Source organism: Methylobacterium sp. J-070 (assembly GCF_022829385.1).
Classification (GTDB): Bacteria; Pseudomonadota; Alphaproteobacteria; order Rhizobiales; family Beijerinckiaceae; genus Methylobacterium.
The window spans coordinates 53,097-70,544 of the sequence record NZ_JAKSXX010000066.1 but is presented as its reverse complement, the minus strand read 5'-3'; the positions used below and the strand labels follow the sequence as shown (position 1 = coordinate 70,544).

The 17,448-nt window shown below is 72.3% G+C and carries 14 protein-coding genes; 3 read left to right on the top strand and 11 right to left on the bottom strand.

Going from position 1 to position 17,448, the window contains the following annotated elements; genetic code table 11:
• Positions 1-37: 37 nt before the first annotated feature.
• Both clpS and MKL01_RS04970 read right to left on the bottom strand, forming a co-directional pair.
• On the bottom strand, positions 38-424 hold the full coding sequence (gene clpS / locus MKL01_RS04975) for an ATP-dependent Clp protease adapter ClpS (RefSeq protein WP_243904152.1): 387 nt from the start codon (positions 422-424) through the stop codon (positions 38-40).
• A 305-nt stretch (positions 425-729) separates the two neighbouring features.
• Complete coding sequence (locus tag MKL01_RS04970; protein ID WP_243904114.1) at positions 730-1,062, bottom strand: phasin family protein; 333 nt, start codon at positions 1,060-1,062, stop codon at positions 730-732.
• A gap of 292 nt (positions 1,063-1,354) precedes the next feature.
• On the opposite strand from MKL01_RS04970, the gene MKL01_RS04965 reads away from it, so the two are divergent.
• Complete coding sequence (locus tag MKL01_RS04965; RefSeq protein ID WP_243904151.1) at positions 1,355-2,833, top strand: D-alanyl-D-alanine carboxypeptidase; 1,479 nt, start codon at positions 1,355-1,357, stop codon at positions 2,831-2,833.
• 105 nt (positions 2,834-2,938) lie between these two features.
• On the opposite strand, the gene MKL01_RS04960 is transcribed toward MKL01_RS04965, so the two are convergent.
• From MKL01_RS04960 to MKL01_RS04950, 3 genes are read right to left on the bottom strand one after another with little or no spacing between them, the layout of a single operon-like run.
• On the bottom strand, positions 2,939-3,700 hold the full coding sequence (locus MKL01_RS04960; RefSeq protein ID WP_243904113.1) for a DnaJ domain-containing protein: 762 nt from the start codon (positions 3,698-3,700) through the stop codon (positions 2,939-2,941).
• Between the two features lie 3 nt (positions 3,701-3,703).
• Positions 3,704-3,970, bottom strand: a complete 267-nt coding sequence (locus tag MKL01_RS04955) for a hypothetical protein (RefSeq protein ID WP_243904112.1) — start codon at positions 3,968-3,970, stop codon at positions 3,704-3,706.
• A complete protein-coding gene (locus tag MKL01_RS04950; RefSeq protein WP_243904111.1) occupies positions 3,967-5,094 on the bottom strand; it encodes a S1C family serine protease in 1,128 nt (375 codons plus the stop codon). Before MKL01_RS04950 ends, MKL01_RS04955 begins: the two co-directional genes overlap by 4 nt.
• A gap of 404 nt (positions 5,095-5,498) precedes the next feature.
• On the opposite strand from MKL01_RS04950, the gene MKL01_RS04945 reads away from it, so the two are divergent.
• Positions 5,499-5,714, top strand: coding sequence for a hypothetical protein (locus tag MKL01_RS04945; protein ID WP_243904110.1), 216 nt, complete (start codon positions 5,499-5,501; stop codon positions 5,712-5,714).
• 207 nt (positions 5,715-5,921) lie between these two features.
• Here the strand turns inward: MKL01_RS04945 and MKL01_RS04940 are convergent, their stop codons facing one another.
• A complete protein-coding gene (locus MKL01_RS04940) occupies positions 5,922-9,359 on the bottom strand; it encodes an SbcC/MukB-like Walker B domain-containing protein (protein ID WP_243904109.1) in 3,438 nt (1,145 codons plus the stop codon).
• Between the two features lie 172 nt (positions 9,360-9,531).
• On the opposite strand from MKL01_RS04940, the gene MKL01_RS04935 reads away from it, so the two are divergent.
• Positions 9,532-11,208: a methyl-accepting chemotaxis protein gene (locus tag MKL01_RS04935; protein ID WP_243904108.1), complete on the top strand. Its 1,677-nt coding sequence runs from the start codon at positions 9,532-9,534 to the stop codon at positions 11,206-11,208.
• Between the two features lie 24 nt (positions 11,209-11,232).
• On the opposite strand, the gene MKL01_RS04930 is transcribed toward MKL01_RS04935, so the two are convergent.
• The 5 genes from MKL01_RS04930 to coaBC all read right to left on the bottom strand — a co-directional run bounded on the left by MKL01_RS04930 (position 11,233) and on the right by coaBC (position 17,424).
• Positions 11,233-11,853: a DUF4194 domain-containing protein gene (locus tag MKL01_RS04930; protein ID WP_243904107.1), complete on the bottom strand. Its 621-nt coding sequence runs from the start codon at positions 11,851-11,853 to the stop codon at positions 11,233-11,235.
• Positions 11,846-13,216: a Wadjet anti-phage system protein JetA family protein gene (locus MKL01_RS04925; RefSeq protein ID WP_243904106.1), complete on the bottom strand. Its 1,371-nt coding sequence runs from the start codon at positions 13,214-13,216 to the stop codon at positions 11,846-11,848. The genes MKL01_RS04930 and MKL01_RS04925 overlap by 8 nt, the downstream gene beginning before the upstream one ends.
• A gap of 34 nt (positions 13,217-13,250) precedes the next feature.
• Positions 13,251-13,667, bottom strand: coding sequence for an FKBP-type peptidyl-prolyl cis-trans isomerase (locus tag MKL01_RS04920; protein ID WP_243904105.1), 417 nt, complete (start codon positions 13,665-13,667; stop codon positions 13,251-13,253).
• Positions 13,668-13,773: 106 nt separating this feature from the next.
• Positions 13,774-15,873 (bottom strand): methyl-accepting chemotaxis protein, encoded by a 2,100-nt coding sequence (locus tag MKL01_RS04915; protein ID WP_243904104.1) that lies wholly within the window; start codon positions 15,871-15,873, stop codon positions 13,774-13,776.
• Between the two features lie 282 nt (positions 15,874-16,155).
• Positions 16,156-17,424 (bottom strand): bifunctional phosphopantothenoylcysteine decarboxylase/phosphopantothenate--cysteine ligase CoaBC, encoded by a 1,269-nt coding sequence (gene coaBC / locus MKL01_RS04910; protein ID WP_243904103.1) that lies wholly within the window; start codon positions 17,422-17,424, stop codon positions 16,156-16,158.
• Positions 17,425-17,448: the final 24 nt, after the last annotated feature.

Sequence of the window (17,448 nt, the reverse complement as noted above, 5' to 3'; positions counted from 1 at the left end):
AGCTGGCCTCTGTGTGGGTGCCTACCGCGAGCGGCGCCTATTTCTTTTCCATAACGCACTGGAGAGGATGTTGGTGTTTGCGCGCGAAGTCCATGACCTGCGTCACCTTGGTCTCCGCGACCTCGTAGGTGAAGATTCCGCACTCGCCGACCCCGTTCTGATGCACGTGCATCATGATGTGGTAGGCATCCTCGTGGCTCTTGTTGAAGAACCGCTCGACCACCAGCACGACGAACTCCATCGGCGTGTAGTCGTCGTTCAGGAGGAGCACGCGGTACAGGCTCGGCCGCTTGGTGCGCGTCTTGGTGCGGGTGATGATCGCGGTGTTGGACCGGTCATCGCCTCCCGGGGAGCGCGATCCGGACGCCGTGGCCGCGGCGCGTGCCCGCTGGTGACTCCTCGTCGAACTCGCGGTGCCCTGCATGGGGACCTGTCTCATGTGCGTCGAACCGATCCCTCGATTGGAGCGGGCGTCGCCGATCCTAGCGGACGATCCTGTCCTGACCCTGCCGGGAGCAGCGCCCGGCTCCATGATCGTTAATCTACAGACGGTGAGCCGACTTCGCCAGACTCCTGTGCGCACTTGTCCGCCCCGTGAAGCTTGCGCCGGGCGCACGCCTGCCGACGCGCTCGGGTCATGCGGGGCCGCGCAGCAGGGGTCGACAGACCGGCGCCGCGGCCGGGGCGGGCGCGTCCGCGGGTCGGCTGCCCGTCCCGGCGGCGGGTGCCTCAAGCGGCCCGGCCGGCACGCGGCGTCGCCGCCGGTTGCAGAAGATCGCCGGCGCAGCGCGCCATCAGGTCGCCGGCCACCGTCGAGCGGGTCGAGGCGCGCGCGCCGGCGCGGCTCAGATACGCCGTCTGAAGCGCCAGGACCTCCCCCGGACCCCGGGCGGTCGCGAGCCGTCGCGTCGTGGCGGCGAGGTCGTCGAGCCCCTGCTTGGCGGAGTCGAGCCACTCGATCCCGATGGCCTGGCCCGCGCGGCTCGCATGCCCGAAGCACCGCAGCGCCAGGCTGAACCCGGCGGCCGGCGGGAATGCTAGGGAGGCGGGGCGCGGCTGCATGGCGGACTTCCAGATCGGGACCGTCCCGAAGGGCCGAGCGCGACCAGCGGCGACGGCGCCTTCGGATCGCCGCCGACTGTGTGCGCCGCAACGGCCACCGTCAAGCCGGAGCCTCGGGCTCCGATAAGTTGTGTCCGTGCCGGCATGATCCGGTCTTCGAACCGCCGGCATTAACGGGCCTGTAACTGCGCTTGCCTAACTCTCCGATGATGCAGCAGGGCCACGCGATCGGCGCGGACCCTGCCAGGACACACGACCGGCGAGGGCCGGTTCCGCGAGGCAATCAGGCGTGATGCGTAGCGTAATGGGCCGCTCCCGGACGATTCCCGCGCTGCCGGCCGCCCTCGCGGCCGCGGCGGTCCTGACGGCGCTGGCCGCGCCAGCCGAGGCGCGGCGCGGGCGTCATCACCACCACGCGCGGGCCGGCGGCGGCTACAGCCCGCCCTACGCCGCCATGGTGGTGGACGTGAAGAGCGGCAAGACCCTGCACGCGGTCAACGAGGACGCCCTGCGCCACCCGGCCTCGATCACCAAGGTCATGACGCTCTACCTGCTGTTCGAGCAGATGGAGCGCGGCAAGTTCGCCCTCGATTCCGATCTGACGATCTCGGCCCACGCGGCCGCCCAGGCACCCTCGAAGCTCGGGCTCCGCCCGGGGCAGACCATCGCGGTCGAGGACGCCATCAAGGCGATCGTGACCAAGTCGGCGAACGACGTGGCCTGCGCGATCGGCGAGAACATCGCCGGCTCCGAGGAGCGCTTCGCCCAGATGATGACCGCGAAGGCGCACGCCCTCGGCATGAGCCGGACGCACTACGCCAACGCCTCGGGCCTGCCCGACCCGGATCAGCTCACCACCGCCCGCGACCTGACCGTGCTCGCCCGGGCGATCCAGGACCGCTTCCCGCATTACTACCGCTATTTCCAGACCCGGTCCTTCGCGTTCCGCGGCCGGGTGATCGGCAACCACAACCATCTGCTGGGCAACGTCGAGGGCGTGGACGGGATCAAGACCGGCTACACCCGGGATTCCGGCTTCAACCTGATGACCGCGGCGAAGTCCGAGGGCCGCCAGATCGTCGCGATCGTGCTCGGCGGCAAGTCCGGCGCGAGCCGTGACCGGATCATGGTCGATCTGGTTCGCGCGAGCCTGCCGCGGGCCTATGCCGGCGCCCGGGTGTCGCCGCCGGTCACCGAGGTGGCCGAGCGCGCCCGCCCGGCGGTGGTCGCCGACGCGGCCTCCCGGACCCGCACGCAGGTCGCCTCCGCGGACGACGAGGACGTCGAGACCACCGGCACCACCGGCGAGCCCCTCGACCTCGCGCCGAAGGCCGCCGCTTCGACCACGACACCGGGGGGCACCTGGAAGCCCGGTCCGCAGGGCCTGCCCAAGGCCGCGCAGGCCTATGCCGGGGCCGGCAACGCCCAGCCGCCTTTCCCCGGCGCGACCAAGTCGGCCGCCCGCGTCGCCTCGACCGAGCGCGACGAGCCCCCGAAGGCGGTCTCCGGCGCCCGCGTCGTGCCGACCGCCTGGGTGATCCAGCTCGGCGCCATGGATGACGAGACCAAGGCCCGCGCGATGCTCTCGGAGGCGCGCGCCAAGGTCGGCAGCAGCCTCTCGAAGGCGGCCCCCTACACGGTGAAGGTCGAGCATGGCGGGACCACGCTCTTCCGCGCCCGCTTCTCGGGCTTCGCCGAACAGGATTCCGCCCAGGATGCCTGCTCGGCGGTCAAGCGGAGCGGCTTCAGCTGCTTCGCGACCCGGAGCTGAGCGGAACGACACCAGGCGACGCGCGGGCGCGTCGGCACGGTAAGGCCGCGGAAGCGTTCCCTCCGCGGTCCAGCATCAGTCACTTTCTGACAACGCGCGTGGAGTTTAGCGATGTCGGTTCAGAAGCCTGTCCCGGGCCGCGTTGACGCGCGCCGCCTCCTCGGCACTGCCTCCCTGGTCGGGGTGGGCGCGCTTCATCAGAGACCGGTGGGTCGACCGGATCTGCTGAGCGGTCGCCCCGCGCTGAAGCCCCAGGATCTGGTACGCCTCCTCCTGCGTCATCGCCCCTGGGTTCGGCGCGCGGCCCGGCCGCGGGTCTCGATCGCGCTCAGCGTCTACACGCCATCCGGGCGCCCGGCGGTCGAGATACGGCTCTAGCAGCACGGCACCGGCGGCGTCGCTCCGGCGGCAGAGGCGCAGCAGGTCGACCACCGCCTCGGTGGGCAGGGCGTCGAGCCACGCGCCCGCGTTCGGCCCGGCGATGACCCGGCCCGTGTGCAGGCTGCCGTCCGGGTTCAGCATCGCCTCGAGCATCGGCGTCCGCAGCCGGCGCTCCGGGCGGTCGACGCGCTCGCGACCGGTCGCACGCCCGATGAGGCGTCTCAGCCGGGCGGTCATCGAGGCCTGCCCTTCGATCATCCAGACGCCGCCGAGGCCGAGGAGCGCCGCCAGCACGAGGTTTCCGTGCAGCAGGAGGAAGCCGGCGGCGAGCAGCGCGAAGGCCCCGAAGGTCGGCAGGCGCGCCGGCCCGAACGCGGCGCCGACGCCTTGGCCCGCGGCGCGGGCCAATCTGCGGCCGAGCCCGCGGCTGTTCTTCGACAGCCACCAGAGCGTGAGGCAGGCGAGCAGCCCGGCGATCAGCACCATGGCTCAGCGCCGCACACCGTACTCGGCCGAGGCCCGGCCGCCGACCCGCACCGTCGTTCCGTCGCCGAGGTCGTAGACACCGCTCCGGCGCGGCACCGGCTTGCCGGCATCGATCCCGCAGCCCGGCGGCGGCGGCAGGTGCACGCCCTCCGGCAGATCCTCCGGGCAGAGGCGAGACCGCCGCGGCGCCTCGGCGGCCCGGACCGAGCCGGCGGCGAGCGCGGCAACAAGGACGAGAGGGGACAGCGAAAGACGGGTCCTGGCCTTCATCGCCGGTTCTCCGCCACGTCCGTCGTGGTGAGGCGCACCTGCCGGACCCGCCCGTCGCGCTCGACCTTCAGCGTGACCGGCGCGCCGAGCCCCGTCTCCTCGATGGCCGCGGTGAGGTCGGCGAGCCGGTGGACCGCGCGGCCGTTGGCCTCCACGATGACGTCGCCGATGTCGCCGGTCTGCGGAGCGACGCCACGCAGGCCCGCCTGGGCCGCCGGCGATCCGGGCAGGACCCGCACGATCACCACGCCGTCGATGCCGAGGCGTGCCGTGGCCGCCTCCTGGGCGGCGATGATGCCGATGCCGGGGTTGCGCACCCGGCCGACCCGGATCAGTTCCGGCACGACCCGGTTCACCACATCGACCGGGATCGCGAAGCCGATCCCCGCGCTGGCGCCCGAGGGCGACACGATCGCGGTGTTGACGCCGATCAGCCGGCCGGCGGAATCGAGCAGCGGGCCGCCGGAATTGCCGGGGTTGATCGCCGCATCCGTCTGGATGACGCCGGACAACTCACGGCCCTCGCTGGTCGGCATCCGCCGCCGGACCGCGCTGATCACACCGGTGGTCAGCGTGTGGTCGAGACCGAACGGGTTGCCGATGGCGAACGCCGACTGGCCGACCTTCAGATCCGCCGAGGTGCCGATCGCCAGCGGCGGCGGCATCTGCGCCACGCGCCCGAGCCGCAGGACCGCCAGGTCGTAGGACGGAGCCAACCCGACGAGGGATGCCGGCACCACGGTACCGTCGCTCATCCGGACCGACACGGAGCCGCCGCTCTGCGCGGCGTTCTGCACCACGTGGGTGTTCGTCACCACGTGGCCCGCGCCGTCCCAGACGAAGCCGGTTCCGGTCTGCGTTCCGCCCTGCTCGCCGCCCTCGTCGAGGTCGAGCAGATCGCGGTTCTGTGCCGCACCCTGTGCGAAGACGTGGACGACGGACGGGCTCGCCCGCTCGAACAGGGCGATCGTGGCCGTCTCCGACTGGGCCAGATCGCCCCGCGCCGTCACCGCCCGGGGAGTGTTGGCCGCGTAGAGCAGCGGCTGGAGGTAGGGCTCGGCGACATAGAGCGCCAGCAGGACCAGAACCGCGGCGAGCACGATGCGCACGGTGCGATCCGGCACGGGCGTCTCCGAAACAGGGCCCTCGGCGGGCGCGGGCCTTAAGTGCGCGTTCAGGATCGGGGCGTCAACACGGAGAGGCGGCGCCGCCGACGCGCCCGGAACGTGTTCTGGCGCACGGCGGCGGGCGGCGCAGACCGGCTAACGGAATGGTCATCATTCGAGAGCCACAATTCTCGCAAGTTCACGGCGGGCCCTATGCGGGCTTTACGGTGACGGAACTTCCTCCCAGGCCTGTTCTGGTGCTTCGGCACAGGGCTCTGGTTTCGGAAACCGCCCGAATTGATCGCAAAGCTGCCGCAGAGATGCTTGCATTGACGCTCAGACCACCGATCCCCGCCGCTCTCTGGCTCTGCCGCGCGGCGGCGATCTGAACGGTCCAAAACGGTTCGGAAGGACGAGTACCCATGGAAACCGAAGCTCTGGAACGGCCCGCCGATCTGACGATCTGGCGCACGGCCCCGGCGAGCACCCCGCTGGCGCAGCCCGAGCGGTTTGGCACCCTGCGCGAGGCAATCAAGGCCGCCGCCGGCGCCCTGGCCGACCCCGCCAAGCAGCCCTGGATCATCACCGAAGAGGGCGAGATCCTCTCGCCGAACTGGATCCGCACCTACCTGAACTGACGATCGGCGCGACGAAGATCGCGGATACCGGGGATCGCGGCCCCGGCCACCGATGACGCGACGCGACCACCCGCGCGGCGTCGAGGACGGTCTGGCTCGCCCCGGCCCCGCCATCTGAGGGCCGCGCCACGGGGCTTGAGATCCGGGGACGCCGGCGATCCAGCATGACGAAGCGCGGACGCGTCGGGACACGCGTCACGTCGGATCTCACTCCGCGGCGTCCGACGGGCGGAACGCCTCGATCCCGACCTGATCGGGGTTGATTGCGTGGAGCGCCCGCCGGGCCGCCTCCAGGGGATGCTCGGCCTCGATGCGAACCGAGGTCAGGTCCGGGCTCTTGTAGACGGTCACGATGGTGTCCATCACCTCGGTGAGTGTCGTGCGCTTGTCCTCCGGCGCCGCGATCAGCAGCTGCAGGCCCCAGGCCCGGTAGAGGTCGACCAGCGCCTGGCTGTTGCGCACGTCGAGCTTCGAGAACGCCTCGTCGAGGAGACAGAGACCCAGCCCGGGATTCTCGTCGCCGGGCCGATCCCCTGGATAGTAGGCGCTCGCGAGCGACGCAGCGATCGCCACGTAGAACGGCGCCTGCGCCTCGCCGCCCGAACCGCGCAGGGCCCGCGCCGACATGGTCGTGCGGTTGCCCGCCCGGTCGCGCATGCCGATCTCGTACACGAAATAATTGCGGTAATCCGCCAGCCGGCCTGCGTCCTCGTCCCCGGCGATGAGCGCGGTGATCTCCGCCAGCGCCGCCGCCATGGGACCCTCGGCCTCGCCGGCCAGCAGCGCCTGGGCGGCCTCGGGGGAGCGGGCGGTCTCGGTGGCGAGGGCGTGGACGGCGGCGTAGCGGCGGTCCACCGCGGCCTCGAACGCATAGGTCTGGCCGGTGAAGCTGCGGGCCGACAGCCGCTCGTTCAGGGCTTCGAGTCGGGCATGGACCCGCTCGAAGCGGTCGGCGAGCCGCGTCAGCAGATCCTCCGTCATGAGGCGGCGCATCTCGGTCTCGGCCCGCTCGGCCTGGGCCCGGTAGCGCCGCAGCTCGTGGCCTTCCACGGCCTCGTATTCGCGCCGGACCCAGGCGAACCCGTCGATGGCCGGTGCGTCGCCCGCGTTCAGGGGATTCTCCACCCGCCACGCCGCGCAGGCCTCCGCGAGTTCGCGCTCGGCGATCCGCCCGTGCGAGCGGGCCGCCTCGGCGGAGTCCCGGGCGAGGGCGCGCTCGGCGGTCGCCCGGGAGCCGGCGGCCTTAGCGTCCAGGCCCGCGAGGGCACGGCGCGCCTCGGCGATCGGGCCCGGCTCGAACGGCTCGGACCGCGCGAGACGCACGCGGGCGGCGTCGCCGCCCACGAGCTGGCGCAGCGCCGCGCGTCGGGCCGCCAGCGCGGCCCGGGCCGCCTCACGCATGGGCACCAGCCGGGCGCGCAGGGCCGCCTCGTCGGCGAGGAGCCGGTCGAGCTTCGGCTCCAGCTCCTCCGAGAGTTCCCGCAGGTAGCCGGTCCGCTCCGCCGTGAGCGCGGCGATCTCGGCGGCGAGCCCGGTCGAATCCTGCTTGGCGATTCCTTCGCGCTCGGTCTGGAGCGTGCGCCGCCGGCCGTCCAACCCGTCGAGCTCCGCCCGCAGGGCGTCCACGTCGTCGAGCCCGCGGGCGATCCGGGCGCGGATCGCCGCCGCGGTGCGGGCGGCCTCGCGCAGCACCGCCGCCTCGCCCCGCAGGCGCCGCGCCTCCGCCACCGCCACCTCGTGGCTCCGGCGGCTGTCGGCGATCGGTCCCCGATGGCCGCGGGTCATCAGCAGATCGACGCTGCGCGTGACCGAGTAGGCCATGCCGGCGGTGGTGCGCCCGCTGGGGGCGACCGCCCGGGCGAGGCGCCCCAGCTCGGCATCGTCGCGGGCGAGGTCGTAACCGCCGAGCCGCACGCCCAGGAACGCCTCCGCGTGCGGATCGGCGGTCTCGATCACCGTGAGCGGTCCATCGTCGTACCGGCGCGCCCGCTGCTTGGCGGTGTCGGTGGTCTTCACCAGGATGCAGCGGTGGAACCGGTCGCGGCCCGACTGGAGAACCCCGAGCGCCTCGTTCAGCCGGTCCGGCGCGACCACGAGCGCCTCGCGGGCGCGCCCGAGCAGGCCTTCGAGGGCCGGTCCCCAGTTCGGATCGACGATCTCGGCGAGTTCGCAGACCGGCACCGCGTCGATGCCCCGCTTCGCCAGCTCGCCGCGGAACGCCACCGTGTCCGACGACAGGCGCGCCACGGGACCGGCGCCGGTGCGCGGCGCGGTGCGCTCGGCCACGCTCTCCTGGGCCCGCGCCTTCAGGGCCGCGTCTTCGGCGGCCCGCTCCAGGGCCTCGTCGAATTCGGGCAGGCGTGCCAGTCCGTCCCTCAGCTCGGCGAGCGGACCGTCGGGGCGCAGGGCCTCCTCGGGGGGCGCTTCCCGCCGCAGGCCGGCGCGGGCGCAGGCTTCGGCCAGGCGGGCCGCCTGCGGACAGCTCTGGCGCAGGATCGGGGCGACGGGCAGAAGCTTGCCCATCTGGCCGACGAGACCGACGAGCTCCGCGATCCGTCCGACCAGCTCCTTCCGGTCGCGGTCCAGCATCGACAGGCCCAGCGTCGAGGCGGCGAGCCGCCCCTCGGCGCCGGCGCCGGCGGCCAGCGCCTTCTTCTCGGCGATCTCGCCATCGATCTCGCGCACGTAGCCGCGGCTCGCGGCCACCCGCTCCCGGGCGATGCGCAACGTATCGGCGCCCTCGCGCAGCCGCGTCCGGACCGCGACGAGGTCGAGGCTGCGGCGGCGCAGATCGGCGCTCGCTGCGCGCAGCTCGTGATTCGCCGCCGCCAGGATCGCCTCGCTCCAGGCGTCGTAGCGATCGCGCAGGCGGCGGAGCCGCGCGAGCCGGCTCTCCAGCTCGGCGATGGTTTCCAGGAGGCGGCGCCAGTTGGCGATCGACAGCCGCACGCGCTCGACATCCAGCGGCTCCGGGTCGAGCACGAAGGCCCGCACGAAGGCGCTGGTGTCGAAGATCGGCTTGAACGCCACCGCATTGGCGAAGCTGCGCAGGAAATGGCGCGGCTCGGGCGCCGGTGCCCCCTCGCGCAGGGTGGCCAGGACATCGGCCGTGAAGCGCTCGCCGGAGGTCCGGTACTCGGTGAAGCTCGCCGCCCGGGCGCGCAGGTCCGCGGCGATCTCGTTCCAGGGGGCCGTGAAGCTGCCGCCCGGGGCCGTGCGGGCGTAATCGGCGATCTCGAACCGGTGGCCGACCGCGATGAAGCGCGACAGCACGGTCTCCTTCGGCTCCGCGGCACGGGCCGCCAGCGCCAGCCCGACCGTCACGACCCGGCCCGATGCGGGGTTCTCGAAGACCAGCGCCAGCACGGTCTCGCAGGATTCCCGGGTCGGGCGGCCGCCCTCCGCCGGGTCGCTGATCCAGCCGAGGCAATAGTCGCGGACCGTGCGGGCGCTGCGCCCGGAGGCCGAGGCGTTGAGGGCGAGCCGGCTCGCGTTGTTGCCCGCCAGCACCGTGCCGACCGCATCGAAGATCGTCGACTTGCCGGCCCCGGTCGGCCCGACCAGCGCCGCGGCGCCACGCAGACGGATCTGCTCGCGGCGGATCAGGTACCAGTTCGAGAGGGCTATGTCGGTGAGGACGTACACGATGTCGGTGAGCCGGGCCGGGGCGGACGATGACCGGCCCAGTTGGCCGGACTCGGCGGCGGATGCAAGCCGGTGACAGAGCCCGCCGCCGATCAACTCGTCATCGAAACACGCGCTTGCCGGAAGTCATCTCAAGCTTATCCTCGCGGACTTTGAAACAGACGGTGACGTTATGCGCGCCGGCCTCAAGCTGAAGCTCAGCGGTCTCTTTCTCCTGATGCTGGCGGCAGCCTGCATTCAGGGCGGTACGACGATCGCGCGAATACGATTTATCGATCAGAGATTGACCGAGCTGCTCGATCGCGCGATCCCATCCTTGAATGCGGCGGAAGCGATCGACGGGATGGTCGTCAAGGCGCGCCTTCTCCAGGTCCGGTCGGCCACGGCGGACACGGAGGCCGAGCGCGATACGAGCCGCAAGGCGGTGGAAGACCTGCTCAAGGACCGGACCGCCGCGGTCGAGGCCTATCGGGCCCGGATCTCCGCGCCGGACGAGCAGGCCCTGTTCGACACCCTGGCCGCCAAGCTCAAGGTCCAGTTCTACGACTGGGATCGCCTGCGCGGCTTCGGACTCGGTCAGCGCGAGGCCGCGATGGCCTATTACCGGGGTGCCATGAACGCCCACTACCAGGAGGCATCGAAGGCCGCACGCGCGCTGGTGGATCTGCATGTCAGGGCCATGACGGAGGCCGGCCGGTCCGTCCGGGCGAGCCAGGCGAGCGCCGTCTCCTGGACCGTGGTGATCCTGGCGATCACGCTGGCGGTCGCGGTGGCCGCCGCGCTCTACGCCCTGCTCGGCGTCTCGCGCCCGATCTCCCGCATGGCCGACGCCATGCGCCGGCTCGCGGGCGGCGAGACTGCGGTGGCGGTGCCCTCCGTGGGGCGGCGCGACGAGATCGGCGACATGTCGGCGGCCGTGCAGGTCTTCAAGCAGAGCCTGCTGAACGCCCGCGCCCTGGAGGACGCGTCCGCCCAGGCCCGCGCCGACACCGAAGCCCGGCGCCGGCAGGCGATCCGCGACCTCGCGGAGAGCTTCGAGACCGCCATCGGCGGTATCGTCCGGACGGTCGCGGGGGCGGCGACGCAGTTGCAGGGGACCGCCCAGAGCCTCGCCGCGACGGCAGCCAGGACGGCCCACCGCTCCACGGGCGCGACCGCGGCCGCCGCGGAAGCCGCCGCGAACGTCAACACGGTGGCGTCGGCAGCCGAGGAACTCGGTTCCTCAGTGGACGAGATCGGCCGTCAGGTCGTGTCTTCGGCGAACCTGGCGAAGGTGGCCGTCCGGGAGGCGGCCTCGACGACCGGTCTGGTCCAGGATCTGAGCGACGGGGCGCGGCGGATCGGGGAAGTCGTGGCGGTGATCTCGGCGATCGCCGAACAGACGAATCTGCTCGCGCTCAATGCGACGATCGAGGCCGCGCGGGCCGGGGAGGCGGGCCGCGGCTTCGCGGTCGTGGCGGCCGAGGTCAAGGCGCTGGCGGGTCAGACCGCCAGGGCCACCGAGGAGATCGGCCGGCAAATCGGGCAGATTCAGGATTCGACCGGCAACGCCGTCCGGGCGATCGACGGTATCGCGACGCGCATCCGCGAGATCGACAAGACGGCGACCTCGATCGCGTCCGCGGTGGCGCAGCAGGGGGCGGCCACCCAGGAGATCGTCCGCAACGTTGCCCAGGCGGCGGTCGGGACCGGAGCCGTCACGGTCAACGTCACGGATGTCGCCGACGCGGCCGACGCGACCGGGGCGGCGGCCGAAGAGGTGCTGGCCTCGGCCTCCGAGATGACGGGCCAAGCGGACCATCTCGGGGCCGAGGTCGAGCGTTTCCTCGCAACGGTGCGCGCGGCCTGATCGGCGATCCGGCCCCGGTCGGCCTCAGCCGGCTTCGGACCAGGCGCGCAGGCGCTCCAGCCACGCGTCGGACGCCAGCACCGTCAGGCCCGGCAGAAGGGCGAGCGGCGTGACCCGCTCGACCCGGTCGCGTTCGCCGAGCCGCAGGCCCCCGCGCTTGGCATAGAGCCGCAGGATGTCGGCGAGACGCCCCTCCTCGGGGGGCTCGTTCCGCGCCACGCTGCGGATCTTCTCGACGATCTCGTCCGTGGTGCAGGCCACGATCCCGTCGGTGCCGGCGCGGTGGTCGCGCAGGCCCTCCTCGTAGAGGAGCCGGAGGGCGAGCAGCACCAGGGTCTCGTCCTTGCGCAGGCGTTCGGAGACGATGTCGTGGCGCGGCGCGTCTGCGGCCGGGCTCAGCGAGACCATCTGGTCGCGGTGGGACAGCGTGACCGCGTAGCCGAGGCAGGCGAAGTAATCGGTGAAGAACGGCGCGTAGTGCCGGGCGATCTCGTAGGACCGGCCGATGCCCTGCGTATCCGCGTAGATCACCTGGCCCTTCAGCAGGACCTGGAGGGCGCGGGTCAGTTCCTCGGCGTCCGGCGCCCGGGCCCCGGGGGGCGGGGGCTCGTCGCCGTCGATGATGGCGCGGAACCCCTCAAGCACCGCGTTGCCGCTCCAGGACGAAATCCGGGCAGTCGAGCCAGCCGTTGGCGACCCGCTCGGGCAGCCGCGTGAGCGCGTATCGGGCGCCCAGCGCCGCATCGAACAATACGTCGATCTCGCGCAGGCGCTGGAACACGATGAAGTCGTCCACGGTGGCGATGACGATCTCGGAGCCGTGCAGCTTCGGCGCCTCGGCGAGCCGGGCCTCCACGAAGGCGGTCATGCTCTCGGGGGTCACGGTGGTGCGGCGGCGGAACGCCGCCTTGGCGGCCGCGAAGGCGTCGACCACCGGATCGTCGTCCACGTCCGGCAGCGGTTCGACGTCGATCGCGCTCCTGCGCGCCCGCGGCGCCTGGAGATGCGCGTGGCCGATGGGGGGACGCACCAGCGAGACATCGGGCGGCACCTCCGGGGCGATCTCCGAGCCCCCGACGGCGCGCAGCATCGCGGCAACTCGCTCGACCCCGCTCGGATCCGGCCGGTCCATGACGTGCAGGGCGGCCCCGATCCGGCGTTCCAGGCGCGCCACGACGGCGTCGACCGCGTCGAGATGGTTGTCGAGCCCCTCGAACACCGTCAGGATCTGGGCGAGGTCCCCCCGGACCGCCCGCTGGGCCGCGTCGAGATCGGGGCTGCGGCCCTCGCGGATCAGGCCTTCGGCTAGAGCCCGGACGGTGAGGACGTCGCGCAGGGCGCGGCCGGCCTCCCGCACCACGCTGGCGCGGAAGCGGAACGGGTTGAAGCGGGTGTGCAGCGTCCGGTAGTCGCTGATCAGGTGGCGCTCGACGAATTCCTCGAAGAACAGCCGGAAGGTCTTGGCGCGGTCGGGCTCGCGCAGGATCCGCTCCTCGACCTTGCGCATGCCGGCGGCGAGACCGCGCACGTGCGCCAGGAAGGCCGCCGCCGCCCGCGCCGCGTTCGAGAGCGCCTCCGACCGGCTTCCCGGATCCGACAGGGCGCTCTCCAGGCCGCCGAGCACCTCCAGCACGGCCCCGCCGTACGAGCGGGTCTCGCCCCGTTCCAGCCGCGACAGCTCCTCGAGAAGGAGCCGGGCCTCGGGGTCGAATTCCACGACCGGCACGTAGCGCTCGCGACGCTCGAGCAGCCAGCCGGTCTCGAGGAGACGCCGGTAGAGCGCCGCCCGGCGCTCCGCCGGGTCGGCGGAGATCGGCTCGTCGCCGCCGACCTCCGGATCGCTCCAGCCGGCGGCGAAATCACCGATCTCGGCCAGGAGCTCGGCCTTGCGCACCGGCTCCGCCCCGAGGACGCGCCGGTGCAGGTGCAGGAGCAGGGCGGCGTTGAAGCCGCGGCTCGACGAGGCCAGCGGCTTGAACAGCTCGTCGGGCAGCTGCGCGAACAGCATTCTCTGGGGTCTCGCGCCGTCGCGCAGGCGTGGCCTACTTCGCGCCGAGAAGCTCGACGTCGAAGATCAGCGTGGCGTTCGGCGGGATCACGCCGCCGGCACCCCGGGCGCCGTAGCCGAGCGCCGGCGGGATGATCAGGGTGCGCCTGCCCCCGGTCTTCATGGTGGCGACGCCCTCGTCCCAGCCCTTGATGACCTGTCCGGCGCCGAGGGGGAAGGAGAAGGGCTGGTTGCGGTCGCGGGACGAGTCGAACTTCGTGCCCTTCTTGCCGCCCTCGTCGAGCCAGCCGGTGTACTGGACGGTGACCTGCTGCCCGGCCTTCGGCTCGGGGCCGGTGCCGACGACCTCGTCCTGGTATCTCAGGCCCGAGGGCAGGGTGACGATCTCGGCATTCGCGGCTGCTGTCATGGCGATGAACGCGGCTCCGGCGATGAGGGACAGGCGAGGCATGGTTTCTCCCTGGAGCCGGCGCCGTGCGCGCCGGCCGTCGGGGGCCTTCTATCGACTCGGGCCGGTGCAGGCCAGGGAGGCCGGCGATCCTCGTCCGGGCGGTCGCTCAGGCCGCCCGCACGGTGTCGAGGAAGCGCTCGACCTCAACGGAGAGATGGTCGGCCCCGCGTGACAGCTCGGAGGCCGCGCCGAGAACCTGGCTCGCCGCCCTGCCGGTCTCCTCGGCGGCCACAGCCACGCCGTTGATGTTGCCGGTCACGTCGCCGGTTCCCGCGGCGGCCTGGCCGACATTGCGGGCGATCTCCCGGGTCGCCATACCCTGCTCCTCGACGGCGGCGGCGATCGAGAGCGCCACGTCGCTGATCTCCTGGATGCGGGCCGTGATCGAGCCGATCGCCTTCACCGCCTGGCCGGTTGAGGCCTGGACCCTGGCGATCTGTGCCGAGATCTCCCCGGTCGCCTTGGCGGTCTGATCGGCCAGGGCTTTGACCTCCGAGGCGACCACCGCGAAACCGCGGCCCGCCTCGCCGGCGCGGGCGGCTTCGATCGTGGCGTTCAGCGCCAGCAGGTTGGTCTGCCCGGCGATATCCGAGATCAGGCCGACCACGTCGCCGATCCGGCCGACGGCGCTGCTCAGCTCCTGCACCAGCGCCCCCGTCTGGCCGGCCTCGGCGGACGCATCGACCGCCAGCTTGACGGAGCCGTCGACCCGCCGGCCGATTTCCTGGACCGACGAACCCAACTCCTCGGCCGAGGCCGCCACGGTGTTGACGTTGGAGGCGGCCTGCTCGGCCGCCGCCGCGGCCGCGGTGGACTGGCCTGCGGTCCGGGTCGCGGTGGCGGTCATGGTCTGGGCGGTGGCCTGCAGCTGCGTGGCGGACGCGGAGACCCGACCGATGATGCCGCCGATGGCGGTCTCGAAGCGCTCGGCCATCTGATGCATGCCGGTCTTGCGATGCGCCTCGGCGGCGATCCGCGTCTGGGCGGCCTCGGCCTCCAGAGCGCGGGTGCGGATCAGGCTGTCCTTGAACACCTGCACCGTCCTGGCCATGGCGCCGAGCTCGTTGTCCTGGTCGCGCAGCGGTACCGCCACGGACACGTCGCCGTCAGCCAGGGCCTGCATGGTTCCGGTCATCGTCCGGATCGGCCCGAGGACGACGCGGAACAGCGCCACCAGGCCGAGGGCGACCAGCGCGCCGGACACCAGCAGGGCGGCAAGGTTGAGGATCAGGCCGCCCCGCGCCTCCCGCGCCAGGGCCTCGGCCCGTTCGACCATCTCGTCGAGGGCCGCAGAGGCGAGGTCCACGAGGGTCGCCTGTTCCGGCGTGTCGAGCTTCCGGGCCTCCTGAAGCGTGATCCCCGGCGGAGCGTGCTGGGCCAGCGCGGTCGCAACCGTGAGGCGACGGGCGAGGGCCGCCCCCTCGAAGTTGTTGGCGCGGGCCTTCTCGAAGGCCGCCCGGACCGGGTCCGAGAGGCCGGATGCCGTCTCGATGACGGTTTTCCAGGAGGCGTCGAGCCGGCCCCGCTCCTCGGCGGCGGCCATCGCCTCCGCGGGCGACCAGAACGTGCCGGCCGATAGGGAGGCCTGTACCCGCAGGGCGACGGCCCCGTTCGCCATGCGGGTCGCCCAAGCGGCCCGCTTGAGGGTGAGGTCGCGCCCGAGCATCGTGTCGGAGCGCGGGATCGCGGCATCCACCGCATCCGTCGTTGCCCCGAGGGCGTCGAGCATGGCCAGGAAGGCGGTCTGCGCCTCCTGGGTGACGGCCCCGTCGCGTTGGATCCTGGACACGCGCAGGGCGGCATCGACCCGGGGGCGGAGGCGCTCCACCCGCTCGCGCGCCGTCCGGAGCGGACCGAGCGCCTCCCTGACGGCCGGCAGACCCATGTCGCCCACGAGCGCCGTCACCTTATCCAGGCCGGTGACCGCGCGCTGCCGATCCGCATAGAGCGACGCCAGGGTCTCCGCATCCATGGGCTCGGCGGCGGCGAGGAACTGCAGGGTCGCGCCGCGTTCCAGCCGCATCGCGTAGAGCGTCTGGAGCAGTGCGCGGCTGGCCCGCACCAGGGCGATGCTCGCCTCCGATCGGTCCGCCTGGCGCCGTGCCCCGATGAGGGCTTGCGTCGCGTAAATGACGATGATCAATCCCAGGACGACAAACACCAGGCCCATCGTCGAGCGGATCGAGACGTTTCGCAGGCGGACCATCGCTCATCTCCAGCGGCGCGATGAAAGAGAGACGGATCCGCAGCGAATCACGTTTCCGGACAGAAAAATCGGACGTGCTCAATTATTTTTCAAGAAAAACCTTCGCATGTAGTCGCGCGACGAATGGCACTTGATTTGCAAAATTGAATTATGATCCGTTCGGAGAGTAAGAGAAGTAGGAAAATATTTACCGAAGACAATATACATCCTGGATCGCGATCACGGAGACGTCCGGTCGTCCTCCAACGCCCTACGGCCGGAGCCGGGCGCGGCGTACCGGCGTCAGCGAGCCAGCAGGCCGGCCAGATGCGCCACGAGGCGGCGGGCGACCTCGTCCTTGCCGAGGCGCGGCCAGCTATCCAACGTGCCGTCGCGGTGGATCAGATGGACCGCGTTCTCTGTCCCGCCCATGACGCCGCCCGCGGCCGACACGTCGTTGGCCACGATCAGGTCGCAGCCCTTACGGGCGATCTTGGCGCGCGCGTGGTCGAGCACCGTGTCGGTCTCCGCGGCGAAACCCACCACGAGGGGCGGACGCCCCGTGTCCAGACGGGCCACGGTGGCGAGGATGTCGGGGTTCTCGACGAGGGGCAGCGGTGCCGGGCCGCTGCCGTCCTTCTTGAGCTTCTTGGAGCCGGCCTCGGTCTCCGGACGCCAGTCGGCCACTGCGGCCGCGAAGATCGCGATGTCGGCGGGCAGCGCCGTTTGGACGGCGGCCAGCATCTCCCGGGCGGTCTCGACCCGGACCATGGCCACGCCGGCGGGATCCGGGATCGCCACCGGCCCGGAGATCAGGGTGACGTCGGCCCCGGCCTCGGCGGCCGCCGCCGCGATGGCGTGGCCCTGGCGGCCGGAGGAGCGGTTGGCGAGATAGCGCACCGGGTCGATCGGCTCATGGGTCGGCCCGGAGGTCACGACGACCCGCCGACCCGCGAGGGCGCGCGTTCCCGCGCCCGGACGTCCGGCCAAAAACCCGCGGCCCGGGCCCGGCGTGCCGACCTCGGCCAGCATCCCCTCGAGGGCGTCGGCGATCTCGGAGGGTTCGGCCATCCGGCCCGGGCCGCTCTCCGGCTCAGCCATCCGTCCGGAATTCGGGCCGACGAACCGGACGCCGTCGCCCTCCAAAATCGCGCGGTTGCGGCGGGTCGCCGGGTGCGCCCACATCTGCACGTTCATGGCCGGGGCGATCAGGATCGGCAGGGTGGTCGCCAGGAGGACCGTGGTCGCGAGGTCGGCGGCGTGCCCGCCGGCCATGCGGGCCATCAGATTGGCGGTGGCCGGCGCCACCACCACGGCATCCGCCTGCCGGGCCAGCTTGATATGGCCGATATCGGCTTCCTCGGCCCGGTCGAACAGGTCGGTATGCGCCCGCTCGCCGGCGAGCGCCGCCACGGCGAGCGGGGTGACGAATTGCTGCCCCCCGGCGGTAAGCAGCGGGCAGACCTCGGCTCCGCGCTCACGCAGGCGCCGGATCAGGTCGAGGGCCTTGTAGGCCGCGATGCCCCCGCCGATCACGAGGAGGACGCGTCGGTTGGCGAGGGTCTCGGTCATGCCGGAAACCCTCTGCGCGCCGGG